We start from the raw sequence: 26076 nt of genomic DNA, 5'->3' as shown, positions 1-26076 counted from the left end.
CCGTGAACCTGTCCCTCCCGGTCCCCTACGTCAGTCGCCGGTCAGACGGTGTCACGGTGACGCCTGCGGGCGACGGCGGCCAGCGCTGCGCCCAGGGCGATCGAGGCACTGCCGACCCCGACCATCCAGCCGGAGGCAGCAGCGCCGCCGGTCTCGGCCAAGGTGGCACCCGTGCCGGCCCGGCCGGCGGAACCGTCGTCTGCGTCGAGCTGCCCGGTAGCCGGGCCGGCGGGGCCGCTCTTGGTGCCGGCGGCTACGGAGTCGCCGGTGACCGAAAGCTGCATCAAGTCGCCCTGCGGAGTTCGTTTGTTGCCCGGGGCCTGCGGCTTGCTGCCGAGCTCGCCCGTGACCGGCGGCTCGCTCTCCTCGACCACGATGTCGAAGTCGTAGCCCATCGCCACCGACACGCTGCGGGTGTCGTCCTCGTCGAGATATCTGCCGAGCGCCTGGGCGTAGCCGTCACCTATCGGCATGCCGCCATCGACCTTCATCCGCAACTTGATGTCGGTGTGCTCGCCGGGCGCCAACCCGGCGAGCGTGGTGAGGTAACTGAGGTCCGGATCGACCGTCTTCCAGACACCAGCGTCCTCGTCGTACCACTGCAGGGTCAGCAGGTGCCACCTGTCGCGACCACGGTGATCGATGGCCGCCAATTGGGTGTAGACCTCGACCGACCTAATCGCCTGGGCAGAGGAATTGATCGCGCGGAAGGTGAAATTCTTCCAGCCGGAGCCGGGCACGACCTTGCTGGGCAGACCGTGCAACGTAGTGCTCAGTGCCGCCGCGCCCAACTCCCCAGCATCGGCTGGGACGTTGTCGGACTCCCCAGCGGGCCTGGCGGCAGGCCGGGCCGAGGTGACGGGCTCGATGGTGCCGTCCGGGGCGGTGGCGGGGGAGGACAGCCCGGTGCCGCTGCCCGTCTCCTCTCCTGCGGCCGTCTCCACAGTGCCGGGGCCTTCGGGCTGCGCGGTGGGCGCGCCGGTCTCCACCGACCCGGCAGCGCCCGCCGTCGTTTCGGCAGGAGCCGCGGACGGGGGCGCCACCGCGCTGGTTCCTGCCTCGGGTGCCGCAGGGGCCTGGGGCGATGCCGCGGCACCGGGGCCGGCCGGATCCCCGGCCGCCGGCCCTCTTTCCCCTGTCGGGGGCTCCGGGTTCCCGGGCTCCGGAGCAGGCTCCGGTATGGAGAGGGCCGGCGGGCTGACCTCTGCCGCCGCCGCGGGTGCAGCAGCCAACAGCGTCGGGGTGGCCATCGAGACGGCAGCCAGGACTGCCATGCGTATGCACTTCAAGAGAAAACCACATCTGTCGCTATGAGTAGGAGTCACCCATCTTTCGCAGTTGCCCAGATTCCCACTACTTTGCATCAACTTATGGACTCATAAGATGCGTTTTCTACTATCGAGGTAGGGCACGCGGGGACGCGGCACTGCTGCCCATGGAGCGGGCACCGGACGCCGCGGAGCAGTCCGGTGAACCATCCGGACGTTGGCCGTCTGCGCCGTTCGATGTTGTCAGCTCCTCAACTGCATGTGCCGGGGAGCGGGTCCCATTCCGACGGAACGGCCACCACGGCTGGCTCCCCGCACAGCAGTGGCAGCAGTACCTGGAAGCGAACGGACCAGCCCTGGACGACAAGGAGCGTCCGTCCCCCATACGCCAGGGCGATCGCCACGACAAGTGCGCTGAGGACCGCTCAGCTTCCGAAGCACGGGCAGAACCGAAACAGAAGCGCGGCAGCCGCTCGACCGTGTTCGAATCCCGCCCAAAGGAAGCCGAAGCCATAGAAGTGTCGGTGGACGCGCAAGGGCAACCAATTCCGCCATGCCGCTTCTGCGGCCAACCCGCAAGTCTCCCAGGCCCGGAAGGACTACCTGAACACTTCTCATGCCGCCGAGAGTCCAAGCCATAAGCCGTCGCGCCGCACCACTGCCGCGTCGGTGCTTCCCCATGTCGGAAGAGCAACGCTGAACAAGCTCGCTCATAGCCAGCTCAGGTAGATGACCGGCCTACACCCCGATGAAGCCGTGGAATCGCGCAGGGGCCAGCCGGGGGCTCAGTCGCGGTAGCCGAGAGCGGCGCCTGAAAGGACGAGTTGGCAGATCGCGGAGGTCCTGCCGCACTGCGGCGGGACGGCTCCCTGCGCACCCCTGCCACACCTCCGTCCCCTCTCTGGCCGAACGCCCGTCCCGGCGCCGACGCGGTCGCCCGGCACGTCGCCCAACGCGACTCCGCCGCCCGAAGCAAGCGCTAGCGCCTCAAGATCATTACATTGCCGGGCGTGCCGGTGGCCTCACGGCGTCATCCACCGGACGGGACAGGGCTCGACGCGTCGCGAGTCGCACTGACACACATCGTCAACTGATTGATTCTCACGGGTCTGGTCACTGTCCCGGTCCTGCGCGAGGGTTCCAAGAAGGCGGCAGTGCGGCATGTGCGCACTCGATCTGCTGCTGCGCCGAGTGTTCAGGCGCACCCACGAGACTAGGAAGCACACCCCTTATGCGCGCCCTTGTGGTCGATCACAGTGAGGCCGGCCCCGTCCGGTTCGACGATGTCGATGAGCCCGTACCGTCCACCGGCGAAGCGTTGGTGGAGATACGGCACATCGGTCTCAACTTCGGAGAGCTGAATTACGTGCACCAGTGGCCGGCCGGCGCTGTGCACGGTCACGACGCGGCCGGCATCGTGGTGCGCGCCGCGTCCGACGGCTCGGGGCCGCCCGTAGGTACACGCGTCGCAGTGGGAATGGCTCCCCACGCGTGGGCGGAGCGGGTGGCAGTCAGCCCCGCCTCACTCGGCGCCGTCCCCGAGGGCGTGGACCTGGCCGACGCCGCCGCGCTGGGAATCGCCGGAGTCACCCCATTCCGGGTGCTGCGCACACGTTCCCTGCTGGCGCGCAACGTTCTGGTCACCGGCGCCAGCGGGGGCGTGGGGCACTTCGCCGTCCAGCTGGCGGCGCTGGCGGGCGCCCGGGTGACGGCACTCGTCGGTTCGCCGGAGCGGGCCGCCGGACTCCGTGAACTCGGCGCCGACAACGTTTTGACCGACCTGGCCGGGACCGGGGACAGGTTCGACCTCGTCCTGGACACGGTCGGCGGAACACTAGTGGCCCAGGCGTGGAGTTCGCTCGCCGAGGGCGGCACCATCCACCTGGTCGGTTACTCCTCGGGGCAGGAAACCACCTTCCCGGCAGGGGCCTTGTTCGGCTTCGGCGAACCCCGCAGCATCGCCACCTACGGGGACATGGCGCCGACCGGCGGGGAGCTGACGGACCTGTTGGGCCTCATGGCCGCCGGGAGGCTCTCGGCGCCGGTCGGACTGCGAGGCGACTGGCAGGGCGTGGACGACGCCGTCCAGGCGCTGTTCGCGCGGAAGGTGCACGGAAAGGCGGTTCTTGACGTGGCCTGACGCAGTGGACGAGGACACATGCGCCTCGCCCGCCGGTGGGCGGTTCGCGGCGGTGGAGGAGGATGGACCCATGGATGTGCTGGCGGAGGTCTTGCGCGTTTCGGGTGCGCGTGGAGGGCTCGGGGTCGTGCTGAAGGCCGGAGGAACCTGGGGCCTGCGGCTGGACTCCTCTCCAGGAGCGGCACTGCACGTGGTGTCCCGCGGCACCATGTGGCTGCACGCCACGGGCGAGAAACCTCTTCAGGTGCAGGCCGGAGACGCCGTCCTGGTGCCGCTGGGCACCGCACACGGGATAGCCAGCGGCGCCGGCATGACGATGGGTTCCTGCAACCGCGAGGCAGCGGCCCGGTCTTTTGCCGATGGCCAGGCCCTGCGGCTGGGCTCGGCGCCGGTGCAGACGGAAGTGATGGTCCTGCGCTACGAGCAGGACCCGGAGGTACGCACACCGGTGCTTACCTCCCTCGCCCGGCCAATGCATGTCACAGCCCGGGAGAACGCGCAGCTCAGAAGGACCGTCGAACTTCTCGCTGCCGAGCTCGCACAGCCGCAGATCGGCACCACCGCCGCCATCAACAGCATCGTCGACCTTCTGCTCGTCCAGTTCGTACGCGCCTGGCTGGCCCGCCACCCGCAGGAGGAGTCCGGCTCATGGCTGGGAGCGATGCGTGATCCGGTCGTGCGCGACGCTCTGGCATGCGTCCACGCCCAACCGGAACATCCCTGGACCACGGAGACCCTGGCCGCCGCTGCGAGCGTCTCCCGAGCGACGCTGTCCAGGCGTTTCCGGTCCGCCCTCGGACAGACGCCGGGCGCGTACGTGATGCAGTGGCGCATCGACCTGGCGTCGGTCCGGCTCCGCGATACCGATGAGCCGGTCGAATCGATCTCCGACGCGGTCGGATACGGCTCTCCGCACGCTTTCAGCCGTGCCTTCAGACGTGCCCGAGGCACAGCCCCGGGCGAATATCGTTCTCGACTTCGCAAGTGACCCGACCTCGACCGGTCGGGACATCGGCACAGCGGTTGGCACTGAGAACGATCATGGTCAGGGTGCGAGGGCGCTGACCCGGTTCTCGTACTCGACCGTGTTCTCGTAAAGCAACCCAGCAGCGGACCCGGCAAAGGCTGATTTTAGGTGCAGATCGCTACAGAGAGCTGCTTGTCACTCCACGGCGGCCCGGTGTCCCAGCTCAGACACCCGCCGCAAAGCGGCGATCCACTCCTAGAGGCAACTGTCGACGGGCGCCGCTGCGGCGCGGCGGACCCGGTTTCGTTGCGATCCAGGTATTGGATGCGATCATGACTATTCGACGCTGGGGCGCCCTCGCCGCCACCAACTCTGCGAAGGCGGCTGTGGTGGCCGCAGGTGTCGTGGCGGCTGTTCTGCCTCTGTCAGAGCTCAGCCCTGCGACTCACGCTGACCGGACCGCTGTTCAGGTCCTGGCAGCCCCCCCTCCCCCTCCCGGGTCTGGTTACGAGTGGGGTCACCACGTTCACGCAGACATCGACGAGAACGAAGTCCGGGTACCGACGTGTACCGAGGGCGACGAATCATGCATTGACCACATGGGTGAGGCGGCGGACGAGAGCTGATACCGCTGCACTGCCCCGTGGCGACCATTCTTGCCGCACACCTGCCCCCTTGGCGTCGGTAGGAGGATCCGAACGGTCAGTAGCGACATCTAGCCGATCTTGACTCCGGTTCGATGACTCGCCCTGTTTCCGCTGTTCAGCTGCCCTACGGTCCGGGTCATGCCAGTTGAATTTCTCTCTGATGACCAGGCCGTTATCTGGATTTCTTGCGCTCGGCTGGTGTGATGAGCTGGTCCTTTGTGTGGCTGACAGTGTCAGCCACCTCTCCTAGAGTTGCTCAGTGTCACCGGAACCGATCCGGCTGGCGCCGCACGCATGGGAGGCCTCACCCGCATGACCACCTCGTCGTCCGAGCAACTCCTCACCTACGCTGAAGACCTCCGACCCGAGGACGTTCACGCCTTGGAGACATTCCTCAACGTCCAGTTGGGGCGGGTGTACGAGGAGGTCGGCGAGGCAGGGGAGACGTCCTTCGCGATGCGGTCTTTGCTCATCCTGGTCTGCGACTCGGCCGGGCTCCTGCACACGCTGCTCGCGGTGGAGCGGCCGGAGACGTGGCAGCGGGCCGCGATCGTGCGCGAGTGGCAGCGGCTACGTAGTACGGCCCACGAGTTCAACCACTGCGAGGGCTATGACCATGACCGCTGGTGGAACCAGGTACGGCACTTCGACGCCGCCGACGAGACCGCCGAACAGGACCGGATTCGCCGCTTCACCGATGTCGGGCCGTACCCCGAGACTGATCACTAACCGCCCCCGGAATCCCAGCTCGGACATCAGGGAACAACTGACCGGCCAGTAGCTAAGGCGAAGCGGGTGTGACGCCCCGACCCTCGTATGCCGACCTGCGGAAACGACCCCAGGAGCCCGGAGACCCCCGGGCCGTTCCAGGCCGGGCGAGCGCCCCTCGGTGGGAAGCGCGGCTAGTCAGTGTTAGAGGACTGCATGACCTGCTGTGTCGCCTCCACGTAGAGAGCTGAGGATGTCTCCCAGGCCCGTATTGCCCTCAAATGGTTAGCGCGATGCTGGCCCGGAGGTTCTTCCGGTACCCGGCGCCAGGGAGGTGTCGGAAGTTCGCGCCAGACAGACACCACGCCGTACAGGGCCAGCTTCATGTTGCCTGCGCTCATGGTGACGCGTGCGGGGCCCACGACTGCGGCCGTGCGCGTGGCACGGTCGACTTCTCGGAGACCTTCATCCACCGCCTGCCAGGCCGTGATCCATGCTGCTGTCTCCTCGGCGAACGACGGCGGTCTGGTGGGTGGCTTGGTCTGGTCAATGACGATGTTCAGCGCGTCGTGGACGGCGTCGCAAGCGCTAAGCAGATTGGCGTATGCCTCATGTCTGCGCTCCCTGAGCCACTGACTAAAACCCTGCTCTGCCTGAATGCGGGACTGGCGGACCATCGCCCTTCCAGTTGCCAACGCAGCCAGGGCTGCACCACCGGCCCCCGATGCTCCCGCTATGACCGCGGCCCATCCCTCGTCCATGGGGCAGTCTTGCAGGGCTCGACTCTGTGCCGCGCGTTCTTACGGAACCCGCCGTCTTCCCAGCGGCCGGGCTCCGCCAATACGGCCCGGGGGTCTCCGGGCTCCTGGGGTCGTTTCCGCAGGTCGGCATACGAGGGTCGGGGCGTCACACCCGCTTCGCCTTAGCTACTGGCCGGTCAGTTGTTCCCTGATGTCCGAGCTGGGATTCCGGGGCCTAACCGCGCGGGGCGGGGATGCCTCGTCGAAGGTCCCGGAGCTGACCGAGGGCCACGGCAAGTTCGTTGCGGAGCCGTTCGTTCTCCTCGTTCAGTTTCCGGTTGGCGTCCCGCAGCGCTCGCACCACCGTCTCGTGCGACTTAGTGGTAATCCGCTGGTGGACTGGCAGGGCCGGTCGTCCCGTGGCGGGTTGCTTGCTCGCGAGGTCGCGCAGCCTGGCCAGCAACAGGGCCTGGGCGTCGTCGTAGAGAAAGGTGCGGGATACCCCGGCCCGGGAGGCGACCCCGGCGACGGTGACCGGGCCGCCATCGCGCTCCAGGCTGTTCAGGACTGCTTGGACGCGTTCAATGCAGTCCAGACGGCGCTGTTGAGCGGCTTCGGCCAGATGTGCCGAGGTCAGCCCGCATCAGATGCCCTCTCAGTCTCGTGGCGGACGGCTTCGCTGTCGGCCGGTGGCGGGGACAACTCGTCGTGTTCCTGGTCGGTGATGCTCGCGATGACATGCTCGACGGCGGTGGCCAGTCGCTCATTGACGGCGGCACCGCGAGGACGTTCCGCTGCCGTGGCGCTGATCTGCAGTTCGCGTGTGCGGGCGAGGGTGTCACGGTGGATCGGCAGGAACTGCCGGTCGGTTTAGAAGTCTTCGCAGAAGTAGCAACCATCGGCGGCGGTCTTGGGGCAGGGACGCGCGATGTGCCGTCCGCACCAGCCGCCGGCCACCGCGTGGAGCCGGCGCCCGATCTTCTCGGCGAGCCACTCGACGCCGGACAGGTCGGCGTCGCGGCGGACCCTGACGGCCTCGCCCTTGAGGTTGAACCGGACCTCGTACTTCTCCTCGTACTCACGGCGAAGCGTGTCGTCCGCGATGCGTGAGTAGTGCTCCTGCATCTCCCAGGAGGTATGCCCGAGGACTTCGCGGATGGTGCGTCCGGACACGCCAGCGTTCGCCATTCTGGTGCCCAGGGTGTGCCGGAACTGGTGCCAGTTGACGATGGCGGCGTCGCCGTTGGAGTCGATGAGCCGGATGCGCTTCAGCCAGGCGTCGAAGCGGGTGTCGACCGTGCCGTAGGGCATCGGATACTTTCTGTCCGGGTTGCCGCTGACCTTGGGGAACAGCCAGTGGCAGCCGTCGCTGAAGCGTCCCCGGACGCGGCCGTGCTGCCCGCGGATAGCGTCCACGACCACGAGGGAGGCTGGGATGGCGCGGAAGCTCTTGTCCTTGCTCTTGTAGTGGACCAGGGCCCAGCGGCCCGACGGGGTCTTCTTCAGGCAGTCGGTCTTCAGAGTGAGGGCTTCGCCGATGCGGAGCCCCTCGTCGCGGCAGATCAGCACCAGCGTGCGGGTCTCGGGGTCGAGCAGGGCGAGGTTCTCCTCGGACTCGATCTGCTCCATCAGGTACTCGTCGATGAAGTTGGCCTTCAGCCCGCGCTGGCGTGGGTACTCGTCCCGGTGGATCCGGGCATCGGGTGGCAGCACGGGCTGCCAGCCGTAGCGGCGCCAAGTTTCGAGCATGGTGGAGATCACCGACAGCAGGCGGATGCGGCTGCCGGGGCTCACTGGCTGCCCGTAGTAAGGGCCCTTCTTCTCTACCGTCCTGCGGCCGACCCAGCCGATGTACGACTCCAGCAACGCACGGTCCAGGACTGCCGGGTCGTTCTGCTGGTCGGGGCGGCTTTCGGCGATGAACCGGGAGAAGACGACGACGTCGTGGATGTTGCGCGCGACCGAGCGCAGTTCCGTGCGCGCGAGCCGCAGCCGCATGTAGCGCTTGGTCCTCTCCCGTAGCCAGGGCTGGGTGATGCCGGTGAAGTCCATGGGGGCGACCTGCCGCCGTTCCTCGATGCTGTAGCCGAGGCGTTCCGGACGCCACACGTCCCTGTCCCACTCCTCAGCAGGGCCGTCCAGGTCGCCGAGGGCTTCCAGCAGGTCCGTGAAGAGCTGCGGAACGGTGGTGTGGTTGAGCGACAACTGGCGCCAGTAGCAAGCGGGTTGGTCGCGTACCGAAGTGGCGCCGTCGGCGATGACGGTGTTCACCGCGCGGACCCAGGAACTGGGAACCACCTTCGACCGGCGCTGGTCGGTGCGGACCTGGAGCAGGTACTGGAACTCCAACGCCACCAGCGGCGGGAGTCCTGCAACGGAGAAGCTCGGGGTGGCGCGGCGCTCCAGTTCAGCGCGTAGCTCCGACAGAGGCGGCCGGCCGACTTTCGTCCAGCGGTAGTGGTGTCCGTCGCACAGACCGTGACGGCTGATCTCGTAGCCGCAGTCCGCGAAGCCGCACCGTCCGGCAGCAGGGCGTACGAGTACCTCCGCCGCAGCCGCGTACTGCCGGACGCTGATGCTCTGGCCGCGCGAGTGCAGACCATTACAACCGGAAAGGTGCAGTTCACACAGGCGCGACAGGCCCCCGGAGTAGGGGCATCCGGCGACCAGGCACGAAGCCACGTCCAGGCTCAGCCCGGCCGGCCTGTTCGCCGGGTCCGCGATCCATGCCTCGCGTTCGGGGCGCCCGGCTTTGCGCCAGGCCACGTCATGATCGGCGCACAAGCCCCGGGAGGCGTTCTTCCTCAAGCATGTGGTGATCACGCACGGAGTCGGGGCCAGAAGGTGTCCGGGCCGAGGGACGAACCGTTCGCCCCGGAACTCTAGCCGCACCACACCCAGAAGGGCGGCGGTTCGAGGGTCCCCCGGAAACGGGACAACGGCGGCCCTGCGGCCGCCCATGCTCACCGGGCGCCCCGGAAGCCGACACGGTCCAGCTCTTCGGCCAGGTCGTCAGCGACGAGATGGCCGTAGGTGTCTGCCGTGGTGTGGACCGAGCCATGCGTGAGCAATTCACTGGCCACCTCCAGCCGCACGCCCGCCCGCAAAAGCGCGGTCGCGTGAGTGTGGCGGAACAGATGCGGATGAAAGTCGACTCCCGCCCGCCGCCGCAGTCGCTTGACCAGGCTCATCGCAGCCCAGTACTTCATCGGTGCACCGACCGTCCCGTTCCACAGGTTCACGAACACGTAGTCGCAGTCCAGCTCTCCGTACTCGGCGAACAGGTAGTCGGTGTAGAGGTCGAGCAGCGTCTGCCGGACCGGGATCTCCTTGGGGTCCCGGCTCTTGCCGCGTGCCCGGTTGGCGTTGTTGTCCCGGGGCCGCAACGTCAGGGACCGCCGGTCCGTGTTGATGTCCTCGTGCCGCAGCCCCAATGCCTGCCCGATCCGGCAGCCGGTCTCGAACATCAAGGCCATCAGCAGCCGGTCCCGCAACCGCTCACAGGCGTCCAGAACCTGCTGCACCTCGGTATCCGACAGAGTCCCGGGCCGCCGCTTGACCTGCTTCAACCGGGTCGGCCGTCCAGTGACTTGGCGCTCGGCGATGCCGGCCAGGAAGCCACCGTGGTCGCCGATCGAGGCCGCCCGGCGATGCGTCAGTTGGGCGCCCATACCGACACCGCGGCGGGCGAGGAACTCGTAGAGCATGTAGACGCTGTTCAACGCGCGGTTCACCGTCGACGCTTCGCGGGCCGGCCCTTCATCGGTATCCGCCAGCCGCAGCCGTCCGGGCTGGATCGGGCGCCTCAGCCACCCGGCGAACTGGTCGACTTGTTCGGGGGACGCAGCCAGCAGATCGACGCCGAGGAGCTGCAGGAAGTCCAGCCACGCCTTCAGGTCGAAGGCCCGGGCGCGAAGCGTGTTCCGCGAGTGCTCCCGGTCGGTACACAGTGCGAGGTAGTCGTCCACCGGCTCGACGACCCGCCCCTCGTCGTCCACGACTGCGTACGTCTCCTGTCGCACCCCGGACCCCACGACCCGTCGCACGTACATCCCGGCCCCTCCCCACCCGGTGGATCCCTCGGATGGAGCAACGACCGTCGCGGACAACGGTCACGAGCAAGTGTCAGCGACGAAGGCAGGCACTCGGTTGGGCACTACGTGGCGTACGTCGCTGACACCGTCGGACCGGATACAGATAAAGGTCTCCCGCTGCGGCCGGTTCGCTGCCGCTCCGACGCCCGGGGAGCTGGAGCAGTTCTTCCGTCTGGACGCGCAGGCGCTCGCAGCCGCGCGGTCGAAGCGGGCGCCGGCGAACCGGCTGGGCGTCGGCGCTCACACCTCGCTCGAACGCCGGCTCGCCCAGACGGGACTGATCACTTCACTGGTACCGAATAGCGCACATCTCGAATGACGCTCCCCGCCAACTGGCGCCAAGGACTGGACTGCGGCAGAGCGCCAGGCGTACGCCAACGACCTCGGCGACGAGCGAGCGCTGATCGCCGTCACGGCGAAGTCCAACCGCAGCAAGGCCGACAAGGACCCCTCGACCTGGATGCCGCCAGCCGAAGGCAACCGCTGCCAGTACGTGGCGCAGTGGGTCGCCATCAAGACCCGCTGGAAGCTCGCCATCGACCCGAGCGAGGAGGCCGCCCTGGCCGAGAACGCGACCCGCTGCCCGAACACCCCGGTCAAGGAGCAGGAACAGCCAGGTGGCCGGGCGCTGCCGCGGAAGAAGCGCGGCGGGAGCAGCTAGCCCACGGGCAGACAGAGTGGGTGCGGGCCGCCACCCTGACCGAGCGGCGGCCCGCACCGTGTTCACTCCTCGCCGGAATCAGGGCTGCGGAGAGCCTTATCCGGCGACAGGCCACACCACGGGTGGCGCACGGTACACGCCTGCGGCTGTTCCCGGACCACGCCGCCTCGGAGATCGTCAAGGAACGCATCAACGCTTGGGCAAGTTCCCGTAGGGCGGTCCCCCCCCAATTGGAGAGGGGGACGGCCCTCTTCAAGTCCGCGTAATGAAAGCGTCGGGCGTCTCAGACCTTCTGCGGTTCAACGGGCGGATGGCGGTGGGCGCCTACGTCTTGGGCATCAGGACGGTGTCGATGAGGTTGACGGTGGCGTTGGAGGTCTTCACGTCGCCGCAGACGATGTTGGCCGAGTCGTTGATCTTGTACTTCATGTCCGACCCGGAGGTGGTGAGGTTGCTGCCCTCGAGGGTCTTGAAGGTGCCGTCGCTGAGTTTGTCGGTGGGGATCTTCTCGCCCACGACGTGGTAAGTCAGGACCTTCGTCAACTGAGCCTTGTCGGCGAGCAGTTTGTCGAGGTCCGCCTTCGGGATCTTCTCGAAGGCAGCGTTGGTCGGCGCGAAGACGGTGATGTTCTTGGCGTTGTTGAGGGTGTCCACCAGGCCGGCCTTCTTGACGGCTGTCACCAGGGTGGACAGTTCGGGGTTGTTGGACGCGGCCGTGGCGACGGGGTCATCGGCCATGCCTGAGGCGCTGCCTTCGCCGTCCTTGGGCAGAGACGAACAGGCCGGCCCGTACGCCTTGTCGGCCGAACTGGGTGCCGCGCTTGCGGCGGCTGAGCCGATGACGCCCAAGGAGAGCGTTAGGGCGGCAGCGGAGACCACAGTCGCGCGGGAAAGGGCAGTGATGTTCATGGGGAGGTTCCTCCCGGAGAGGGGCCGAACGGTGTCGTCACGCCCGGAGGAGCGGGAGACGTGTGCCAGCGGGCCTCACGCCGTGCCTGGATGCCGGTTTCCCCCGCGGCAGCCACGGCGCCACCCGATCCAGGACTTTCCCTAACAGGCTAACCACGCCTGTGGTTGTGACGCATTCGCAGCCTCATGGCCAGCACAAACGTGCTCTCTGTGCGCCTTCTTGATCTCAGCGCACCGGGCGGCGCCGACCGGAACGCCGCACGTGCAGGGCCAGGACGACGAGCGCACCGGCGAACACCACGACGCCGATGACCAGCAGGTAGAACAGCCCTTCGGCGACGACTCCGATGATGCCCAGTACGAGTGCCACAAGGACGAGGAGCAGGACGAGCGCCATGATGCCGTTGCCTCCGTTGCGGCTCAGCGACGGGCGAGCTGCCGCTCACCGTCGGCGCCGGGCTTGTAGGGCAGTTCGTAGTGCGCGAAGACCGCGGCCTCGTCTTCGGCTGGCAGAACGTCGTCCGTGCCGATCGCCGGGCCCTTCTTCACCAGCGACTTGGCGTAGTCGACTCTGACGTAGCCGGGGCCCGCGATCGCGCCGTTCAGCGGCACGAAGACCAGCTGGTGGCGTGTGGGCAGACCGATCTGGACGGTGGCCATGGCGGGCAGGTCGGTGCTGGTGTCCACGTAGACCGCTTCCAGCGTGCCGATCTTGTGACCCCCCGGGTCGACCACGTCGTGGGTCCGCCACTCACGGATGTCGGCTGCCTGGATCATCGCCTGTCCCTCCTGGACATCCTCCGGCCGACCGGGCCGCGCCACAGTCATCGCCGGGCCGCGGACCCGCGGATCCTGCTCTTCCAGGCTATCCGCAACCACCGCACAGCGCCCCCGAGCGACGGCGCCGAGGATTCGCGCAGCCACCCGACGAAAAGAGATCCTCCTGATCATCAGGTGAAGCATGCGGGTGGGGATGCGGGTGCGTCGGCATGCCGTCATGGGGGAGCGTACGTTTTTAGGGTCGGATCGGACCGTGACGACATCTCCGAAACTCTGGGTGCGCCTGCCGCTGGGCGCGTTGAGCGGGCTGCTGTCCGGGCTCGCGGCGCTAGCCGTCGCGGAGCTGGTCTCTGCCGCTGTCCGTCCCGAGGCCGGGCCGATCATCGCCGTCGGCGGAGCCGCCATCGACCGCACGCCCACGCCGGTCAAGGACTGGGCGATCCGCCACTTCGGCGAAGACGACAAGCTGGTCCTGCAGCTGGGGATCCTCGGCACCTTGGCGCTGCTTGCCCTCGTGCTGGGTGTCGTGGCGCTGCGGTTTCGGCGTATTGGCGCGGCCGGGGTGCTGCTGTTCGGTGTCATCGGCGGTGCCGCCGCCCTGTCCCGGCCCGACTCGTCGGGAGTGGCCGACGCGCTGCCCTCGGTGGCGGGCGCGGTGGTGGGCGCGGCCTTGCTCTACTTCCTCATTGGACGGCTGACCGCGTCCGCACGTCTAGCCGGCGCGGACGCGGAGCCGGATCGAGGGCCCGGTTGGGACCGGCGTGGGTTCGTCGTCACCGCTGCCGTGGCAGGCGCCGCGTCACTCGGCGTGGGTGCGCTCGGCCGCTACCTGAACGGCAATGCGGCGGAGGCGGCGGTGGAGTCGCGCAAGGGGGTGCGACTGCCGGCTCCCGCTTCTCCCGCACCTGCCCTGCCGGCCGGTGTGCAGCTCAAGGTTCCGGGCATCAGCTCGTTCCGGACCTCCAACAAGGCGTTCTACCGTGTCGACACCGCCTTGGTGGTACCCAAGGTCAACGCGAACACCTGGAGGCTGCGCATCCACGGCATGGGCGTGTCCCGCCCTCTGACCCTGACCTTCGACGACCTGCTCAAACGGGAACTGATCGAGCGTGAGATCACCCTGACGTGCGTGTCCAACGAGGTCGGCGGGCCCTACGTCGGCAACGCACGGTGGCTTGGTGCGCGGCTTGCCGACATCCTCGCCGAAGCCGGTGTACGCCCTCCCTCCAAGGGAGGCCCCGCCAATCAGCTCGTGGCACGTTCCGTGGACGCCATGACGCTGGGCACCCCGGTCGAGGCCGTCATGGACGGCAGGGACGCGATGCTGGTCGTGGGGATGAACGGGGAACCCTTGCCGTTCACGCACGGCTTTCCCGTCCGGATGCTGGTGCCCGGTCTCTACGGCTATGTCTCGGCCTGCAAGTGGATCGAGGACATCGAGCTCACCACCTTCGACGACTACGACCCGTACTGGGTCAAGCGGGACTGGGCCAAGGAAGCGCCGATCAAGACCCAGAGCCGCATCGACACCCCCAAACCACTGGCCCGCCTCAAGGCAGGAGCGGTGATGGTCGCCGGGGTGGCCTGGGCTCAGCACCGCGGCATCGACCGCGTACAGGTCCGCATCGACGACGGCCCGTGGGAGAACGCCAAGCTCGCCACGGAAGCGAACATCGACACCTGGCGCCAGTGGTCCTACGCCTGGGACGCCACGTCCGGAAGCCACACCGTGACGGTCCGGGCCACCGAACGCGGCGGCGAGGTCCAGACCGAGAAGCGCACCGGAACCGTCCCCGACGGCGCCAGTGGCTGGCCCTCCGTCGTGGTCACCGTCGAGTGACGCGAAACCCCGCTGATACAGGGGTAGACCCGGTCCCTAACCTCCGCTCCCAGGCCAGGCCGCAGCGATGGGCCCAATGACTCCACGAGCGTGCCGTGCTCTCTCCGAGGACTTATCCCCCGAACTCGGAGCCGACGATGTGCTGGAGGAACAGCACAGAGTTGGAATACTGCCTCTTCACCAGCCATCCACCGCCTCATGCCGGGCTGCCCCGCCATGGCCTGCTCCCCCGGCCTGTCCGATCATGACCAGGACCAGCAGATCGATCAGGCCGAGTGGGACCACGTCCTCGCCCAGATCGCCAAGGGGTGGGAGCGGATCGGCTTCCCGCGCCATGGCAGGTCCCTTCAGCGGAGGCGAACAAGAGATGATCACCGCTCACCGTGGGACCTGCCAGCCCTCACGTCACGTTGATCCGCGCGGCTCTCACCAGGACGGCCAAGGCAGGATCACCTGAGACAGACAACAGACCGTGGTCGGCCTGTTTGCTCGGCTGGAGACGGACCTGGACAGGTCCGGAGCACCTGAGGGACAGCCGTTCTTGATCGCTGCCGGACGGAAGCTACGAGCGCTGGCCGCTCAGGCGTCCGATCGCGCCCTCAACAGCGCGACCGTTCCCAAGGCGGCAATGCGGCCGGAGACCGTGATGAGAACGCGGGCTCCCCCCGGCTCTGCTGCCACTTCGACCAGGGCTCCGCACGCAGGCACCGGTGCACGCAGTTCCACACCCAGCCCAGCTACCCCCGCAGCGGTCATGCCGGAGGTCAGCATCGTGGCTTGTCGCACGGCTTCCAGCACCGCCAAGGCAGGCAGTTGGGCCGGACGGCCGGCGAGCAGGACGGGGTGGCCAGGATCGCGCGGGGCGATCACCAGGCGCCCCTGCGGCGCTCGTGCCAGCATGACGTCGGTGTCAGCGGCTGCGCCCACCGCGGCTGCCGGAGGGTGCATGAAAGCAAGTGAGGGCAGCGCAATCGCGTCGCGACCACCCAGACCCACCGGACATCCCAAGCGCATGGTGCACGATCCGAACGGCACTCCCTCGTGCTCAAACTCAGCAGTGATGCGGTAGGAGGAGAGTGTCCCGGCGTGTGCCGCGAGGTCACTGATACTCACCCGTGCTGCCACGTCAGTGGCGCTGTTCTGCTCCGTCGGCTGCGCCCATGCACGCAGACCAAGGTTGGCTGAGACGGGCTGGAGCGGGGCAATCGCCCCTGAGGACAGGTGGCGGCGCTCCATTGCGAGGGCGAGCTGGCGGGTGGACTCCGCCATGATCAGCGGATGGTGCGATACGGCGTTCGCGCGCTCGTTGAGCGGATGGAGACGCGGCCACTGGCACCGAGCGGTGAAGCCACGGCTGCCAAGGCGATGCAGGGACATGACGAGCAGGGACGCCATCGTATCCAGGCCGAGCGTGCGCCAGGTCAGCGAAGAGTCCGCCGGCTCAAGCTCAGGCCATTGCCGGCCGACGGTCAGAGCGTCCTGGTGTCCGGAGGCCGTCAGCGCTTGATCCCTCACCACACTGTCCATGAGTGTCTCCTGCTCAAAGAGGCCGGGGGCACCTCCCGTGGCCGGCCTGGCGCCTTGTAGGGCGGAGTTGGCGCGTGAGAACGCGGCCTCATTCATGGCGGGAACGCCAGTAGGGGTTGTCGTGGGGCAGAGTTCCGCTGACCCGGCCGTACATGCCGCCGGTCATCAGGAGCAGACCCACGGCGAAGCTGAACAGCACGTTCTGCATGCGGAAGTTGAAGATGTTGTAGCGGCCGTCCAGGGTGAACAGGCCGACGAAGCCTGCGAGAAGGAAGATGATGCCGATCGCCATGGTCAGGGCGGAAGCGGTGTTGCCTCCGCGGGCAGCGGCTGCCAGCAGGAGCGCACCCGCCGCGATGGACAGGATGCTCAGGGCTCCATTGGTGCTGAGGCCGAGCGTGGTGTGGCTGCCGGTGTCTAAAAAGCCGATGCGATGGATGAGCCCGAGGATTCCGAAGGCCATCAGAAACAGGCCCATGAGTCCTGCGGTGAACCGGTAGATCCGACTGAGGCGATGATCGACGGGCAGATGCTCGTCAAGCTTCACGTGCCCCAGCAGGTTCGGCCGGGCGTGGATGGTGGCCATGGAAGTAACCTCCTTGCCCCCTTGGGCTATGGGTGAGCGGGTCAGCAGTACGGCGGCTGCCATGCAGTGGGCTGGACGTAGGCGGCGCTGACCCAGCCGTGGGCGTTGTTGTCGAAGTACCACGTCGAGGACCCACCCATCCCGGAGCCACTGGTCTGGCAGAAGAGCTGGATGTGTGAGCCAGGGGCCAAAGTGGATGTCACTTGGGCAGTCTGGTTTGGAGCATCGCGGACTGCGGTCCATGCAGTCACCACGGCTGGCGCCTCGTGAGCGTGCGTGTCCCAACGCGATGACGCGCTGTGGCTTGCGGGGCTCGGCGCCCCGTCTGAGCCGTGGGCGCTCCCGGCGGTTGCCACAGTTCCCGCCAGAGCGAAGGCTCCTGCCATCACGGCGGTGCACCGCCCGGCACGGGATCCTCGTCTTCTCGTCATGGCCGGTCCCTTCCTTCTCCCCGTGTTCCCTCCACTCCGGGCCGACGTTGACCGGAAGCGCAGATTGAGGGCTGTTACGTCCCCCTGTAAGGAATTCGACACTGAAGGAGGTACGGATTGGAGCAAACCAAGAGAAATCCAGATATATATCTGATCGGTCCGTTCCAAGGCCACGGCGCCTTGATCGTGGCTCTGGACCCATCCGGAAAGCGTCGGGCAACGAATCACAGAGGCGAAGGCTCGTGAGGGGCCAACGCACCCAAAGCGCGGCGGGTTTTGGTGATCTCGGCCGAACGCGAGGCGACACTATTCCTCGGCCCGGATCCTGCCGCACACGTCTTCGGTCGGCGGGTGGGCTGCCGCGCGTACCACCTACGCGCGGCAGCCTCGCGTTCACCGGAGCACTACGCATCGCTCCGGTCCCGCAATGCACTGCTATGAACGTCCAGTTGGGCGGACGGAGAGAGGCGGGGCTTCAGGCCCTACGGCCAGTGGTTGTGCGCGCTACAGCCTGGTGGTTGTGCGCCCTACGGCCGGTAGTTGTGCGCACGGCGCAGAATCGAGCGGAGTTGCACTGCTGCCGAAGCCGGCGGCACACCGACGAGGTTCGCCGCCTGCCGGTAGGTGTGGCAGCCGAAGAGCACCAGCCCCAGCAACGCCTGTTCCTGGTCGCAGGGCCCACCGGACGGGTGAGCCTGGCGGCGCGTTCCATCCCCGCCCGCCAGCCGCGCAGGATCGTGAGCACATCGACGCCACAGGTCTGCCGCGAGTTGCTGGCGCTCGTTGTCCGGGGTGGCATTGGCCTCGGTTGCGCACGGCTCGGCGACGGTGGCGGCGACCGCGCCAACGGCCCTGTCGACATCTTGGCAAAGGAGCATGGCCAGGGAGAACAGGGCCTGGGCGTGGCGGTCGTACAGATCGGACGTCGAGCTCGCCCCCACCCATGCGTCTCGCGGCCCGCCAGGGCGTTGATCGGATTGGGTGGCCCTCGTAGGCGTCTGAAGAGCCATGCGGTACGCCATTGCCTTCACCCGCTTCGACCGTCCGCTCATGGACCGCCGGGGGCAGGGGCGTACTGACAGCGTAGACGTCCGCATAGGCGACGGCTACTCCGCGGACCGGGCGGAGTCCGACGCCAGACACTGAATCGACGCTCAGTGCACGCGAAATGCACTGCTGACGCGAACACAGATCCAGGTCGCATCGCAGACGCACGACGGACGGACGTGCCCAGGAAGCACGTCGCAACTGTGTTGGGGTGGGCGACTCACAACGGCGACTCACAGCTTCCCTCGGTACCTGCCGAGCAAAAACGCGACGCGCTGAGCATGCTCAGTACCGTCCTTCAGTGCCTTGTCCCCGTCGAGCCCCGGGACCAGGGATGGCGGGTCATACCGAGGGGTGTTTCAGGAAAGGGAACACGCTGACCAATCCAGCGATGCCGCCTCCTACGAATTACTGGTGAACAGGGAGGTGATGGAGATGACAGACGAAGAATTCGACGAACTGATCGCCGAGGCCCGCAGAGAGGCCCGCCGGCAGCGCTTTGCTCCGCCCCCTCCCCAAGGCGAGGACGGAGACGATACCTACGCCGCACATGCCCGGCACACGGAGTTCGGGGCGTGTGCCCACTGATACGGGTCCCGCTTCAACGGACCCCACGGCCACCCCTAGCCCAATGAAAAGAGACTACCGACTGCTCTTTCCCGACTTCACCAATCCAAGCGGCCGTGGGCAACGAATCATTATCACCACCAAGAAATGCCCGCCCTGAGTACATCCTCCTCAGGGCGGCGATGATGTCCGTAATGAAGCAAGTGGTGTTCATCGGCGGCAACCCGGCGACAAGCCAGATCTCGCCGCACTGGTGAAGCGGGTCGCTGACGGCGATGAGCGGTCCTTCGGCCGGCTTTATGAGTCTGTCGCGGTCCCTGCCTTCGGGATGGTGAGGACTGTGGTGCGTGACAGGGCACAGTCCGAGGAGGTAACGCAGGAGGTGCTGGTGGAGGTGTGGCGTCACGCCGCCGACTACCGGCCGGAACGGGGAGCAGTGATGAACTGGGTGCTCACTCTCGCGCACCACCGAGCGGTGGACCGCGTCCGCTCGGTGGTCGCCTCCACCGCCCGAGAGGAAAGGGCCGCGCTGCGCGATCGGCTGCCGGAGTCACTGGGCACGGTCAAGACCCGCATGCGGGACGGACTGATCCGGCTCCGCGACTGCCTGGGGGTGGCGACATGAGCACGGTCGAACCCCACACGCTGGGCGGAGCGTACGCACTCGATGCTCTGGAACCCGATGAGCGGGCAGCCTTCGAGAAGCATCTGAGCTTGTGCCCGGAGTGCCGCCAGGAGGTGGCGGAGTTCGCGGCCACCGTCGGCCGGCTGGCACGCGCCGTCAGCGTCATGCCGCCTCCCGCCCTCAAGCAGTCGACCCTCGGTAACATTCCCACCGTCCGCCAGGAGCCTCCGCGCACCAAACGCCAGGCACACGCAGTGGTGTCGCCCCGGAGGGTGCGCCGATTCATGCTGGCGGCCTGCGTGGCGGCCGCCGCCTCGGGCGGGGTGGCGACCTGGCAGCATCAGGAAGCCCAACAGGCCCGCGAGCAGGCAATCCAGACAGAGACCGGCATCGATCAGGTGGCGTCCGTGCTCGCCGCCGGTGACGCGCAGACGCACGCCGCGTCCCTGCCGGATGGCGCGCGTGGCGCCGTGGTCACCTCGGCGAGCCGGAACCGCGCGGTTTTCACGGCCACCGGCCTCGACGCCCCTCCCCAGGGCAAGGTCTACGAACTCTGGTTCAACGACCGCGGCACCATGCGTCCCGCGGGGCTCCTCGACCGAGACCGGAGCAACCAGATGACTCTCATGAACGGCACGCTCGGCCAGGCCACCGGCATCGACATCACTCTGGAACCTGCGGGCGGCTCCAAGACACCGACCCTGCCGCCTGTCGGTCTGATCGACTTCCCTGAATGACCGCCAGGCCGCCGCATTCAACGCCTCGCCGGAAAGACGCTGGGCCCCCTTAGGTCTACTCCTGAGCCTCACCGTAGGCGGAGACCCGTTCAATCACCCACCGTTGGGCTGAAGTCTGTAGGCGCTGATCACTCATATGCGCAGCAGGAGACCCGGGATGACGTGCCGACTCCAACCGAACCGAATACCAACCGTCGGCAACTCGGTGCGCTTTCCTGTGCGCGGTCCGGTACGGGATCGCGCCCCTTCACCGCCCTGAAGGTCCGCTTGCCACCCGAAGATTCCTTCTGGCCGAACGGCGCCGCACACTGAATGATGCGGCATGATTTCCGTCGGAGCGGAGTTACGGACGCTCGATCACGACTCGGAAGCAAATCGACGCCGAATGCGCAGGTCAGTTCCTCTGCCGCGCCGGACTTTGTGCGCATTTTGGGTGCGTGGGGGCGCTGAATCAACGGCAGTTTCCTATTAACCGATGAACACTCGGTATTACCCTGATGACATGCCGTAGGTATGTGAGATTTCAAGAGAACTTTTCGGTGCGCGCACCAATCCGGTTATTGGGCAGCCCCGAATTACCAGTGTGATAGAGGCGAGCCGGACACCGTGACTCTCTTCAGGGACGAGTCCTCATCTGGCTTCTCTCGCCCCTCAACCCACGAGCTCCACTGGAGCTCGCCTCGTCCCGAGGAGGAACTGATCATGACTACCCGGAACATGATCCGCACTGCCGCAGTCTCCGCAGCAGCGATCGCCCTGCCCGTGTCCCTGGGGCTTCTCGCCCCTGCCGTTCACGCCGACGACAGCAAGCCCTTCGGACCGGCATGCTCGTCGGTTCCCCAGGAGGGAGCCGGCAGCCTGGACGGCATGGCGAAGGACCCGGTCGCCACGGCCGCGTCCAACAACCCCGAGCTCTCGACCCTCGTGACTGCCGTCAAGAAGGCGGGCCTGGTCGACACGCTCAACAACGCGAAGGACATCACGGTCTTCGCTCCCTCCAACGACGCCTTCAAGAAGATCCCGAAGGCCGACCTTGACAAGGTCCTCGCTGACAAGGCCCAGCTCACCAAGATCCTCACGTACCACGTGGTCGGTGAGAAGGCCGCGCCGAGCCAGCTGGAGATGGGTTCGTTCAAGACCCTTGAGGGCAGCAAGCTCACCACCGAGGGATCGGGCGACAACTACAAGGTCAACGACATGGCGAAGGTCGTCTGCGGCAACGTCCAGACGGCCAACGCGACGGTGTACATCATCGACAGCGTCCTCATGCCGCCGAAGTAACAGTGGCTCTCAGGGATAGTTTCGGGCTGTGGCCTCATGAACGACGCCACAGCCCGAACCGTGCTTCGAAACTAAGTGGTCGGCTCCGTAAGTCCTTCGGGGGTTGATCATGCTGCCAGGGCAACGGAAGATTCTTGGTGTCGGTCGGTGGGTGTGTGCCGGTCGAGCCGGGCCAGCAGATCGTCCAGGTCGGAGGTGGTGAACTTCCGGCAAGAGCACCGCCGCAGCCGTACTCGTGGTTGACCCGCATCGCTCGGGCCTGGCCGGGGGCCAGGGTCGGGTGGCAGCGACAGCGGGCCTGCACAGAGGTCTTCTAGTCACTGGAGATGACATACTCGTCCGCGCCCAGCGCGACTCCGTCGAAAGTGCGGGCATACAGGTCAAGGACCCGCTGGGCCTTGGTGCGGAAGACGGGGCCGCGGATGAAGATCCAGGACCAGTACTGCCAGGGCTTGAGCGCGTCCTGGCGTAGCCAGCGGCGCACGGTGGATGCCGAGACGGTGTCGGCGATCCCGCGTGCCGTCAGCTCGGCGGCCAGGTCCGGGCACGACCAGCGCGCCAGCGGCACCCCGGTCTCGGCCGGGAGCTGGCAGGCCAGGGCCTTGGCCTCGGCGATCTGGACGGGGGCGAAGCGGGCCGGGCGGCCGCTGCGCCTGCGGTCGGCCAGGGCCGGCAAGCCGCCGTCGGCGAACCGGCCCCGCCAGGTGCGCACGGTGTCCACGTGCACACCCACCTCGACCGCGATCCGCGCGTTGGACCTGCCCCGAGTCGCCAGGAGAACGATCTGTGACCGGACCCTGGCTTGGTGCGGAGTCTTGTGACCGTGGACCGTCTTCCTCAATCGTTGCCGCTCGGCGGCCGTCAGGGCTATGGGGCGGGCAGCGGGAACAGGCAAGGCAGACAGGCCGATCAGCAGAAGTGGATCACAGCGCCATGGGGGGTCCTGCTCATGCCGTCTCGTGGTGGAGGCGGTCCAAGACGGTGAGTTCTTCCACCGACAGGCGCAGGGAGCCGGCGGCGACGTTCTGGGCGAGGTGGTCGAGGTCGCCGGTGCCGGGGATGGCCAGGACGTGGGGGCCCTGGTGGAGTGTCCACGCCAGCCGGATCTGGGCTGCGCTCACGCCGTGGGCGCGGGCGATGGCGTGCACCTCCGCGCTGTGGTCGGTGGTCGCACCAGCGGTGCGTCCGGTACCGGCGATCGAGTAGAACGGCACGAACGCGATGCGTTGTTCACCGCAGATGCCCATGAACTCCTTCTGCTCGGGCGATGCGCCGATGCCGTACATGTTCTGGACGCAGACCACCGGTGCGATGGTCTGGGCCTCGGCGAGGTGGTGGGGGCGGATGTTGGACAGGCCCAGGTGCCGGATGAGTCCGGCCTCGCGCAGTTCGGCGAGTGCGCCGAAGCGTTCGGCGATGGAGTCGGTGCCGACGATGCGCAGGTTCACCACGTCGAGGTGGTCGCGGCCGAGCTGGCGCAGGTTCTCCTCGACCTGGCCGCGGAGTTGCTCGGGGGTGGCGTGCGGCAGCCATTGGCCAGAGGGGTCGCGGCCCGGTCCGACCTTGGTGGCGATGACGAGGTCGTCCGGGTATGGGGCCAGTGCCTGGTTGATCAGCTCGTTGGCACAGCGCAGCGACGAGAAGTAGAACGCGGCGGTGTCGACGTGGTTCACGCCGAGTTCGACCGCGCGACGCAGCACACTGACCGCTTGGTCGCGGTCGCGTGGGACGGCATCGGCCGCGAATGCCTCGCCGTGCTGCGGCAGGCGCATCGCGCCGAAACCGATCCGGTCGACCGTCAGGTCGCCGAGCTTCCAGGTGCCCGATGCCGCCGCAGTGATCGTTTGTGAGGTCATGGCGGGATGATCTCCGCACGGTAGGCTGGCCCGCCATTGATTCGTACATGCCTGAATCTATTGAGGGGTGGTTGTCCTGGCAGAGCTGGCGTTCTCGACGAGCGATCTGGCGCAGGTGCGGTTCGCCGTCTCACCGATGTGGGAGGTCGCACCCAGCTTCCGGCTGCTGACGTCCGCCGCCGCGCATCCAATCCACCGGCCCTGGGCCGACCAGGTACGCCCGCGTATGGTGGCCGCCGGGCTGGACCGGGGCTGGCTCCGCGAGCTGGTCCCGCCCACCGGCGGCTACGTCCCCGACTTCCTCAACCCGGCCCCCGCCGGACCGTCCCCCACCCCGGCGGCAGAGCGGGTCACGATCCGGGCCTCTCCCGCCGACCGGGTACGCCAGGACCTCGACCACCTCGCCCGCCACCAGGGGAACCTCGGCCCCCGGCTGCGAGCCCTGCACAACGACCCGCAAGGCCTCCTGGCCAAGGTCGCAGAAGAGCTCGAAACGTACTGGGAGCTGGTGCTCGCCCCCTACTGGGCACGAATCCGGGCAGTCCTGGACGCAGACATCCTCTACCGGGCCCGCCTGGCCGCCGAGCACGGTGCGGGCCACCTCCTCAACGACCTGCACACGTCCGTGAGCTGGGACGACAACGCGCTCCGGATGTCCCGCCGAAAGCAGCCGCTGACCCGCACGACGGCAGGCACGGGACTGCTGCTGATCCCCTCAGCCTTCACCGGACCAGGGTTGCGCACCCGAACAACGCCGCCGGACCCGCCCCAACTCGCCTACCCAGCGCGCGGCGTCGGCTCACTATGGACGAAGCGCCCCGTCGCCCAGACAGACACCCTTTCCGCCGTACTCGGCCGCTCGCGAACCCTGCTGCTAACCGAGTTGGAGATCCCGGCCTCCACCACACAGCTGGCCCACCGCACCGGACTCTCCCCCGCAGGGGTATCCCAATACCTCACCGCGCTCCGCAACGCGGGCCTGGTCAGCGCCCACCGCGCCGGCCGCTCCGTCCTCTACGCCCGCACCGCCGCAGCCGAAGCCCTTCTCCAAGCAGCCTCCGCCTGACCTCATGTCAACCCCCGAAGGACTTCCGGAGCCGACCACTAAGTGGTCTGCGCAGGAAGTTCTTCGGGGGTTGATCAGGCTGCCAGGTCGACGGAGGATTCTTCTTGTCGGTCAGAGGCTGTGTGCCGATCGAGCCGGGCCAGCAGATCGTCCAGGTCGGAGGTGGTGAACTTCCGCTGGAAGGGCTGTGCCGTCGCTGTCGACGACCCAGAAGACGCGTTTCGCGCTGGCGTAGGGCTCCGTGGTCATGACCTGCCCGACCAGGTTCATGAAGGGGACGACGCCGGTCCTGGATTCGCACCGGCCGAAGACCTTCGCGCGGTGGACGTCATAGGCGGCGCGGTAGGCCAACGCACCGCCGCGGCCGTACTCGTGGCTGACGCGCATCACCCGGGCCCTGCCCGGTGCCAGTGTCGGATGACAACGGCAGCGGGCCTGGATGGAGGTCTTCTCGTCGCTGAAGAGCACGTACTCGTCCTCGCCCAGCAGGGCGCCCGCGAACGTCCGGGCGTAGAGATCCAGAACACTCTGGGCCTTGGCGCGGAAGTCGAGGTCGCGGATGAAGATCCATGACAGGTACTTCCAGGGCTCGAGCGCCTCCTCTCGCACCCAGCGGCGCACCGTGGAGGCGGAGACGCTGTCGGTGGCCCCGCGTCCGGTCAGCCCGACGGCTAGCTCCGGGCAGGACCAGCATGCCAGCGGCACGCCGGTCTCGGCGGGTAACCGGCAGGCCAACGCCTTGGCCTCGGCGACCTGCACGGGGGTGAAACGGGTCGGACGCCCGGAGCACTTGCGGTCGGCCAAGGACGGCAGACCACCTCCGGCGAACCGGCCACGCCAGGCACGAACCGTGTCCAGGTGCAGGCCCGTCTCGCGTGCGATCCGCGCGTTGGAACGCCCCCGCGCCGCGTGCAGGACGACCGGCGCGCACATCCGCAGCCGGTGCTCGGTCTTGTGGCCGTAGGCCATCTTCTTCAACCGCTCACGCTCGAGAGGCCGTGAGGAAGATCGGGCGTGCGGAACCGAGAGGCAACGCGGGAGCCGTTCATGAGAAGCGGATCGCCCTCCCCCAACCAGCGCAAGGCGCCGCGTCATGGACACGCAGGAAGCGCACTTCGACGTTGTCGCTCTCGGAGCCGGGCCCGGCGGGCGGTACATCGCTGTCGTTCTCGCCGCCGACCGGGCAGCGGGGCACCGTCGTTGAGGAGGACTACGGGTGCGGCGCCTGCCTGCACGTGGGCGGCATCCCGCAAGGCGCTGCTACCGGCCACCCGAGCACGCGCATCTGCTCACCGATGAGGTGAGACCTTCAAGTCAGTTGTTCCAGAAACCTTCTTCGGCGGCGGTGCGGGCGTCGTCGGCGAAGTCGCGGGGCCCACGGCCGAGCACCTTTTCCACGTCCTGGGTGAGCGTACCCAGGGTGCCGGAACGCACGTTCGCGTACAGTTCGACGGTCAACTGCACCCATTCCTCGGGCACTCCGCGCGCGCTGCTCGGCGGCGTATACCTCGGGGGTCAACGGCACGTAGCGAATGTCGCGACCGGTGGCATGGGCGATGTCCGCGACCGGAGACGGACCACCTCCTTGAACGCAGTGCC

25 protein-coding genes and 2 pseudogenes are annotated in these 26076 nt (G+C 67.6%); 10 read left to right on the top strand and 17 right to left on the bottom strand.

All coding sequences use genetic code 11. The features are described 5' to 3' along the window. Positions 1 to 41: 41 nt before the first annotated feature. A complete protein-coding gene (locus AC07AG_RS05640) occupies positions 42 to 1043 on the bottom strand; it encodes a hypothetical protein (RefSeq protein ID WP_478752079.1) in 1002 nt (333 codons plus the stop codon). 1456 nt (positions 1044 to 2499) lie between these two features. Here AC07AG_RS05640 and AC07AG_RS05635 point away from each other — a divergent pair. The 3 genes from AC07AG_RS05635 to AC07AG_RS05625 all read left to right on the top strand — a co-directional run bounded on the left by AC07AG_RS05635 (position 2500) and on the right by AC07AG_RS05625 (position 5751). Then, positions 2500 to 3408 (top strand): zinc-binding dehydrogenase, encoded by a 909-nt coding sequence (locus AC07AG_RS05635; protein ID WP_478752077.1) that lies wholly within the window; start codon positions 2500 to 2502, stop codon positions 3406 to 3408. 70 nt (positions 3409 to 3478) lie between these two features. Continuing rightward, positions 3479 to 4396 (top strand): cupin domain-containing protein, encoded by a 918-nt coding sequence (locus tag AC07AG_RS05630; RefSeq protein WP_478752076.1) that lies wholly within the window; start codon positions 3479 to 3481, stop codon positions 4394 to 4396. Positions 4397 to 5334: 938 nt separating this feature from the next. Continuing rightward, complete coding sequence (locus AC07AG_RS05625; protein ID WP_478752074.1) at positions 5335 to 5751, top strand: hypothetical protein; 417 nt, start codon at positions 5335 to 5337, stop codon at positions 5749 to 5751. Between the two features lie 173 nt (positions 5752 to 5924). On the opposite strand, the gene AC07AG_RS05620 is transcribed toward AC07AG_RS05625, so the two are convergent. The 4 genes from AC07AG_RS05620 to AC07AG_RS05605 all read right to left on the bottom strand — a co-directional run bounded on the left by AC07AG_RS05620 (position 5925) and on the right by AC07AG_RS05605 (position 10468). Further along, positions 5925 to 6407, bottom strand: a complete 483-nt coding sequence (locus tag AC07AG_RS05620) for a hypothetical protein (protein ID WP_478752072.1) — start codon at positions 6405 to 6407, stop codon at positions 5925 to 5927. Between the two features lie 298 nt (positions 6408 to 6705). Then, positions 6706 to 7035, bottom strand: a complete 330-nt coding sequence (locus tag AC07AG_RS05615; protein ID WP_478752246.1) for a DUF6262 family protein — start codon at positions 7033 to 7035, stop codon at positions 6706 to 6708. 305 nt (positions 7036 to 7340) lie between these two features. Continuing rightward, entirely contained in the window at positions 7341 to 9236 is a 1896-nt protein-coding gene (locus AC07AG_RS05610; protein WP_478752070.1) for a tyrosine-type recombinase/integrase, read from the bottom strand. A gap of 197 nt (positions 9237 to 9433) precedes the next feature. Further along, complete coding sequence (locus AC07AG_RS05605) at positions 9434 to 10468, bottom strand: tyrosine-type recombinase/integrase (RefSeq protein ID WP_478752068.1); 1035 nt, start codon at positions 10466 to 10468, stop codon at positions 9434 to 9436. 442 nt (positions 10469 to 10910) lie between these two features. Between AC07AG_RS05605 and AC07AG_RS05600 the strand changes: the two are divergent. Continuing rightward, positions 10911 to 11225 (top strand): annotated as a pseudogene (locus AC07AG_RS05600) (hypothetical protein); the annotation flags it as partial. 324 nt (positions 11226 to 11549) lie between these two features. Here the strand turns inward: AC07AG_RS05600 and AC07AG_RS05595 are convergent. From AC07AG_RS05595 to AC07AG_RS05585, 3 genes are all read right to left on the bottom strand, one after another. After that, entirely contained in the window at positions 11550 to 12134 is a 585-nt protein-coding gene (locus tag AC07AG_RS05595) for a fasciclin domain-containing protein (protein WP_478752066.1), read from the bottom strand. A gap of 226 nt (positions 12135 to 12360) precedes the next feature. After that, entirely contained in the window at positions 12361 to 12531 is a 171-nt protein-coding gene (locus AC07AG_RS05590; protein WP_478752064.1) for a hypothetical protein, read from the bottom strand. 23 nt (positions 12532 to 12554) lie between these two features. Then, positions 12555 to 12911: a PRC-barrel domain-containing protein gene (locus tag AC07AG_RS05585; protein ID WP_478752062.1), complete on the bottom strand. Its 357-nt coding sequence runs from the start codon at positions 12909 to 12911 to the stop codon at positions 12555 to 12557. A 220-nt stretch (positions 12912 to 13131) separates the two neighbouring features. Here AC07AG_RS05585 and AC07AG_RS05580 point away from each other — a divergent pair, with 220 nt between their 5' ends. After that, complete coding sequence (locus tag AC07AG_RS05580; RefSeq protein ID WP_478752060.1) at positions 13132 to 14754, top strand: molybdopterin-dependent oxidoreductase; 1623 nt, start codon at positions 13132 to 13134, stop codon at positions 14752 to 14754. A gap of 177 nt (positions 14755 to 14931) precedes the next feature. Here AC07AG_RS05580 and AC07AG_RS05575 read toward each other — a convergent pair whose 3' ends face one another. The 5 genes from AC07AG_RS05575 to AC07AG_RS05555 all read right to left on the bottom strand — a co-directional run bounded on the left by AC07AG_RS05575 (position 14932) and on the right by AC07AG_RS05555 (position 18239). Further along, entirely contained in the window at positions 14932 to 15090 is a 159-nt protein-coding gene (locus AC07AG_RS05575) for a hypothetical protein (protein ID WP_478752059.1), read from the bottom strand. A gap of 243 nt (positions 15091 to 15333) precedes the next feature. Further along, positions 15334 to 16281 carry an AfsA-related hotdog domain-containing protein gene (locus tag AC07AG_RS05570; protein WP_478752058.1) on the bottom strand — a complete coding sequence of 316 codons (948 nt, stop codon included), beginning with the start codon at positions 16279 to 16281 and terminating at the stop codon, positions 15334 to 15336. Between the two features lie 88 nt (positions 16282 to 16369). Further along, a complete protein-coding gene (locus AC07AG_RS05565) occupies positions 16370 to 16867 on the bottom strand; it encodes a DUF4383 domain-containing protein (protein WP_478752056.1) in 498 nt (165 codons plus the stop codon). Between the two features lie 41 nt (positions 16868 to 16908). Next, on the bottom strand, positions 16909 to 17070 hold the full coding sequence (locus AC07AG_RS05560; RefSeq protein ID WP_478752055.1) for a hypothetical protein: 162 nt from the start codon (positions 17068 to 17070) through the stop codon (positions 16909 to 16911). A 755-nt stretch (positions 17071 to 17825) separates the two neighbouring features. Continuing rightward, positions 17826 to 18239: a hypothetical protein gene (locus AC07AG_RS05555; RefSeq protein ID WP_478752054.1), complete on the bottom strand. Its 414-nt coding sequence runs from the start codon at positions 18237 to 18239 to the stop codon at positions 17826 to 17828. 541 nt (positions 18240 to 18780) lie between these two features. Here AC07AG_RS05555 and AC07AG_RS05550 point away from each other — a divergent pair. The 4 genes and pseudogenes from AC07AG_RS05550 (at position 18781) to AC07AG_RS05535 (ending at position 21555) form a co-directional block, all read left to right on the top strand. After that, complete coding sequence (locus AC07AG_RS05550; RefSeq protein WP_478752053.1) at positions 18781 to 18933, top strand: hypothetical protein; 153 nt, start codon at positions 18781 to 18783, stop codon at positions 18931 to 18933. Positions 18934 to 19106: 173 nt separating this feature from the next. Continuing rightward, positions 19107 to 19537, top strand: a pseudogene (locus AC07AG_RS05545) (sigma factor). Then, positions 19534 to 20274, top strand: coding sequence for an anti-sigma factor (locus AC07AG_RS05540; protein WP_478752051.1), 741 nt, complete (start codon positions 19534 to 19536; stop codon positions 20272 to 20274). Before AC07AG_RS05545 ends, AC07AG_RS05540 begins: the two are co-directional and overlap by 4 nt. Positions 20275 to 20976: 702 nt before the next feature. Further along, positions 20977 to 21555 (top strand): fasciclin domain-containing protein, encoded by a 579-nt coding sequence (locus tag AC07AG_RS05535; protein WP_478752050.1) that lies wholly within the window; start codon positions 20977 to 20979, stop codon positions 21553 to 21555. 313 nt (positions 21556 to 21868) lie between these two features. Here AC07AG_RS05535 and AC07AG_RS05530 read toward each other — a convergent pair whose 3' ends face one another. After that, complete coding sequence (locus AC07AG_RS05530; protein ID WP_478752245.1) at positions 21869 to 22396, bottom strand: helix-turn-helix domain-containing protein; 528 nt, start codon at positions 22394 to 22396, stop codon at positions 21869 to 21871. Positions 22397 to 22502: 106 nt separating this feature from the next. Beyond that, positions 22503 to 23411, bottom strand: a complete 909-nt coding sequence (locus AC07AG_RS05525; RefSeq protein ID WP_478752048.1) for an aldo/keto reductase — start codon at positions 23409 to 23411, stop codon at positions 22503 to 22505. A gap of 67 nt (positions 23412 to 23478) precedes the next feature. Between AC07AG_RS05525 and AC07AG_RS05520 the strand changes: the two genes are divergently transcribed. Continuing rightward, positions 23479 to 24477 carry an ArsR/SmtB family transcription factor gene (locus tag AC07AG_RS05520; RefSeq protein ID WP_478752046.1) on the top strand — a complete coding sequence of 333 codons (999 nt, stop codon included), beginning with the start codon at positions 23479 to 23481 and terminating at the stop codon, positions 24475 to 24477. Positions 24478 to 24588: 111 nt separating this feature from the next. On the opposite strand, the gene AC07AG_RS05515 is transcribed toward AC07AG_RS05520, so the two are convergent. Beyond that, positions 24589 to 25446, bottom strand: coding sequence for a helix-turn-helix domain-containing protein (locus AC07AG_RS05515; protein ID WP_478752243.1), 858 nt, complete (start codon positions 25444 to 25446; stop codon positions 24589 to 24591). Between the two features lie 345 nt (positions 25447 to 25791). Further along, entirely contained in the window at positions 25792 to 25935 is a 144-nt protein-coding gene (locus tag AC07AG_RS05510) for a hypothetical protein (protein WP_478752044.1), read from the bottom strand. Between the last annotated feature and the right edge of the window lie 141 nt (positions 25936 to 26076).

The organism is Streptomyces sp. NPDC044044 (assembly GCF_056434405.1).
Note: the sequence above shows the minus strand (reverse complement) of the source record. Positions and strands in the feature narration are given on the sequence as shown.

What these genes read in the sequence shown, in the direction of transcription:
- AC07AG_RS05550 (WP_478752053.1), top strand. Translation starts at nt 18,781, where the DNA reads ATGACAGACGAAGAATTCGACGAACTGATCGCCGAGGCCCGCAGAGAG.
- AC07AG_RS05580 (WP_478752060.1), top strand. Translation starts at nt 13,132, where the DNA reads ATGGGGGAGCGTACGTTTTTAGGGTCGGATCGGACCGTGACGACATCT.
- AC07AG_RS05570 (WP_478752058.1), bottom strand. Translation starts at nt 16,281, where the DNA reads ATGGACAGTGTGGTGAGGGATCAAGCGCTGACGGCCTCCGGACACCAG.
- AC07AG_RS05590 (WP_478752064.1), bottom strand. Translation starts at nt 12,531, where the DNA reads ATGGCGCTCGTCCTGCTCCTCGTCCTTGTGGCACTCGTACTGGGCATC.
- AC07AG_RS05595 (WP_478752066.1), bottom strand. Translation starts at nt 12,134, where the DNA reads ATGAACATCACTGCCCTTTCCCGCGCGACTGTGGTCTCCGCTGCCGCC.
- AC07AG_RS05585 (WP_478752062.1), bottom strand. Translation starts at nt 12,911, where the DNA reads ATGATCCAGGCAGCCGACATCCGTGAGTGGCGGACCCACGACGTGGTC.
- AC07AG_RS05635 (WP_478752077.1), top strand. Translation starts at nt 2,500, where the DNA reads ATGCGCGCCCTTGTGGTCGATCACAGTGAGGCCGGCCCCGTCCGGTTC.
- AC07AG_RS05575 (WP_478752059.1), bottom strand. Translation starts at nt 15,090, where the DNA reads ATGGCGCGGGAAGCCGATCCGCTCCCACCCCTTGGCGATCTGGGCGAG.
- AC07AG_RS05620 (WP_478752072.1), bottom strand. Translation starts at nt 6,407, where the DNA reads ATGGTCCGCCAGTCCCGCATTCAGGCAGAGCAGGGTTTTAGTCAGTGG.
- AC07AG_RS05630 (WP_478752076.1), top strand. Translation starts at nt 3,479, where the DNA reads ATGGATGTGCTGGCGGAGGTCTTGCGCGTTTCGGGTGCGCGTGGAGGG.
- AC07AG_RS05525 (WP_478752048.1), bottom strand. Translation starts at nt 23,411, where the DNA reads ATGACCTCACAAACGATCACTGCGGCGGCATCGGGCACCTGGAAGCTC.
- AC07AG_RS05535 (WP_478752050.1), top strand. Translation starts at nt 20,977, where the DNA reads ATGACTACCCGGAACATGATCCGCACTGCCGCAGTCTCCGCAGCAGCG.
- AC07AG_RS05540 (WP_478752051.1), top strand. Translation starts at nt 19,534, where the DNA reads ATGAGCACGGTCGAACCCCACACGCTGGGCGGAGCGTACGCACTCGAT.
- AC07AG_RS05515 (WP_478752243.1), bottom strand. Translation starts at nt 25,446, where the DNA reads ATGGCCTACGGCCACAAGACCGAGCACCGGCTGCGGATGTGCGCGCCG.
- AC07AG_RS05565 (WP_478752056.1), bottom strand. Translation starts at nt 16,867, where the DNA reads ATGGCCACCATCCACGCCCGGCCGAACCTGCTGGGGCACGTGAAGCTT.
- AC07AG_RS05625 (WP_478752074.1), top strand. Translation starts at nt 5,335, where the DNA reads ATGACCACCTCGTCGTCCGAGCAACTCCTCACCTACGCTGAAGACCTC.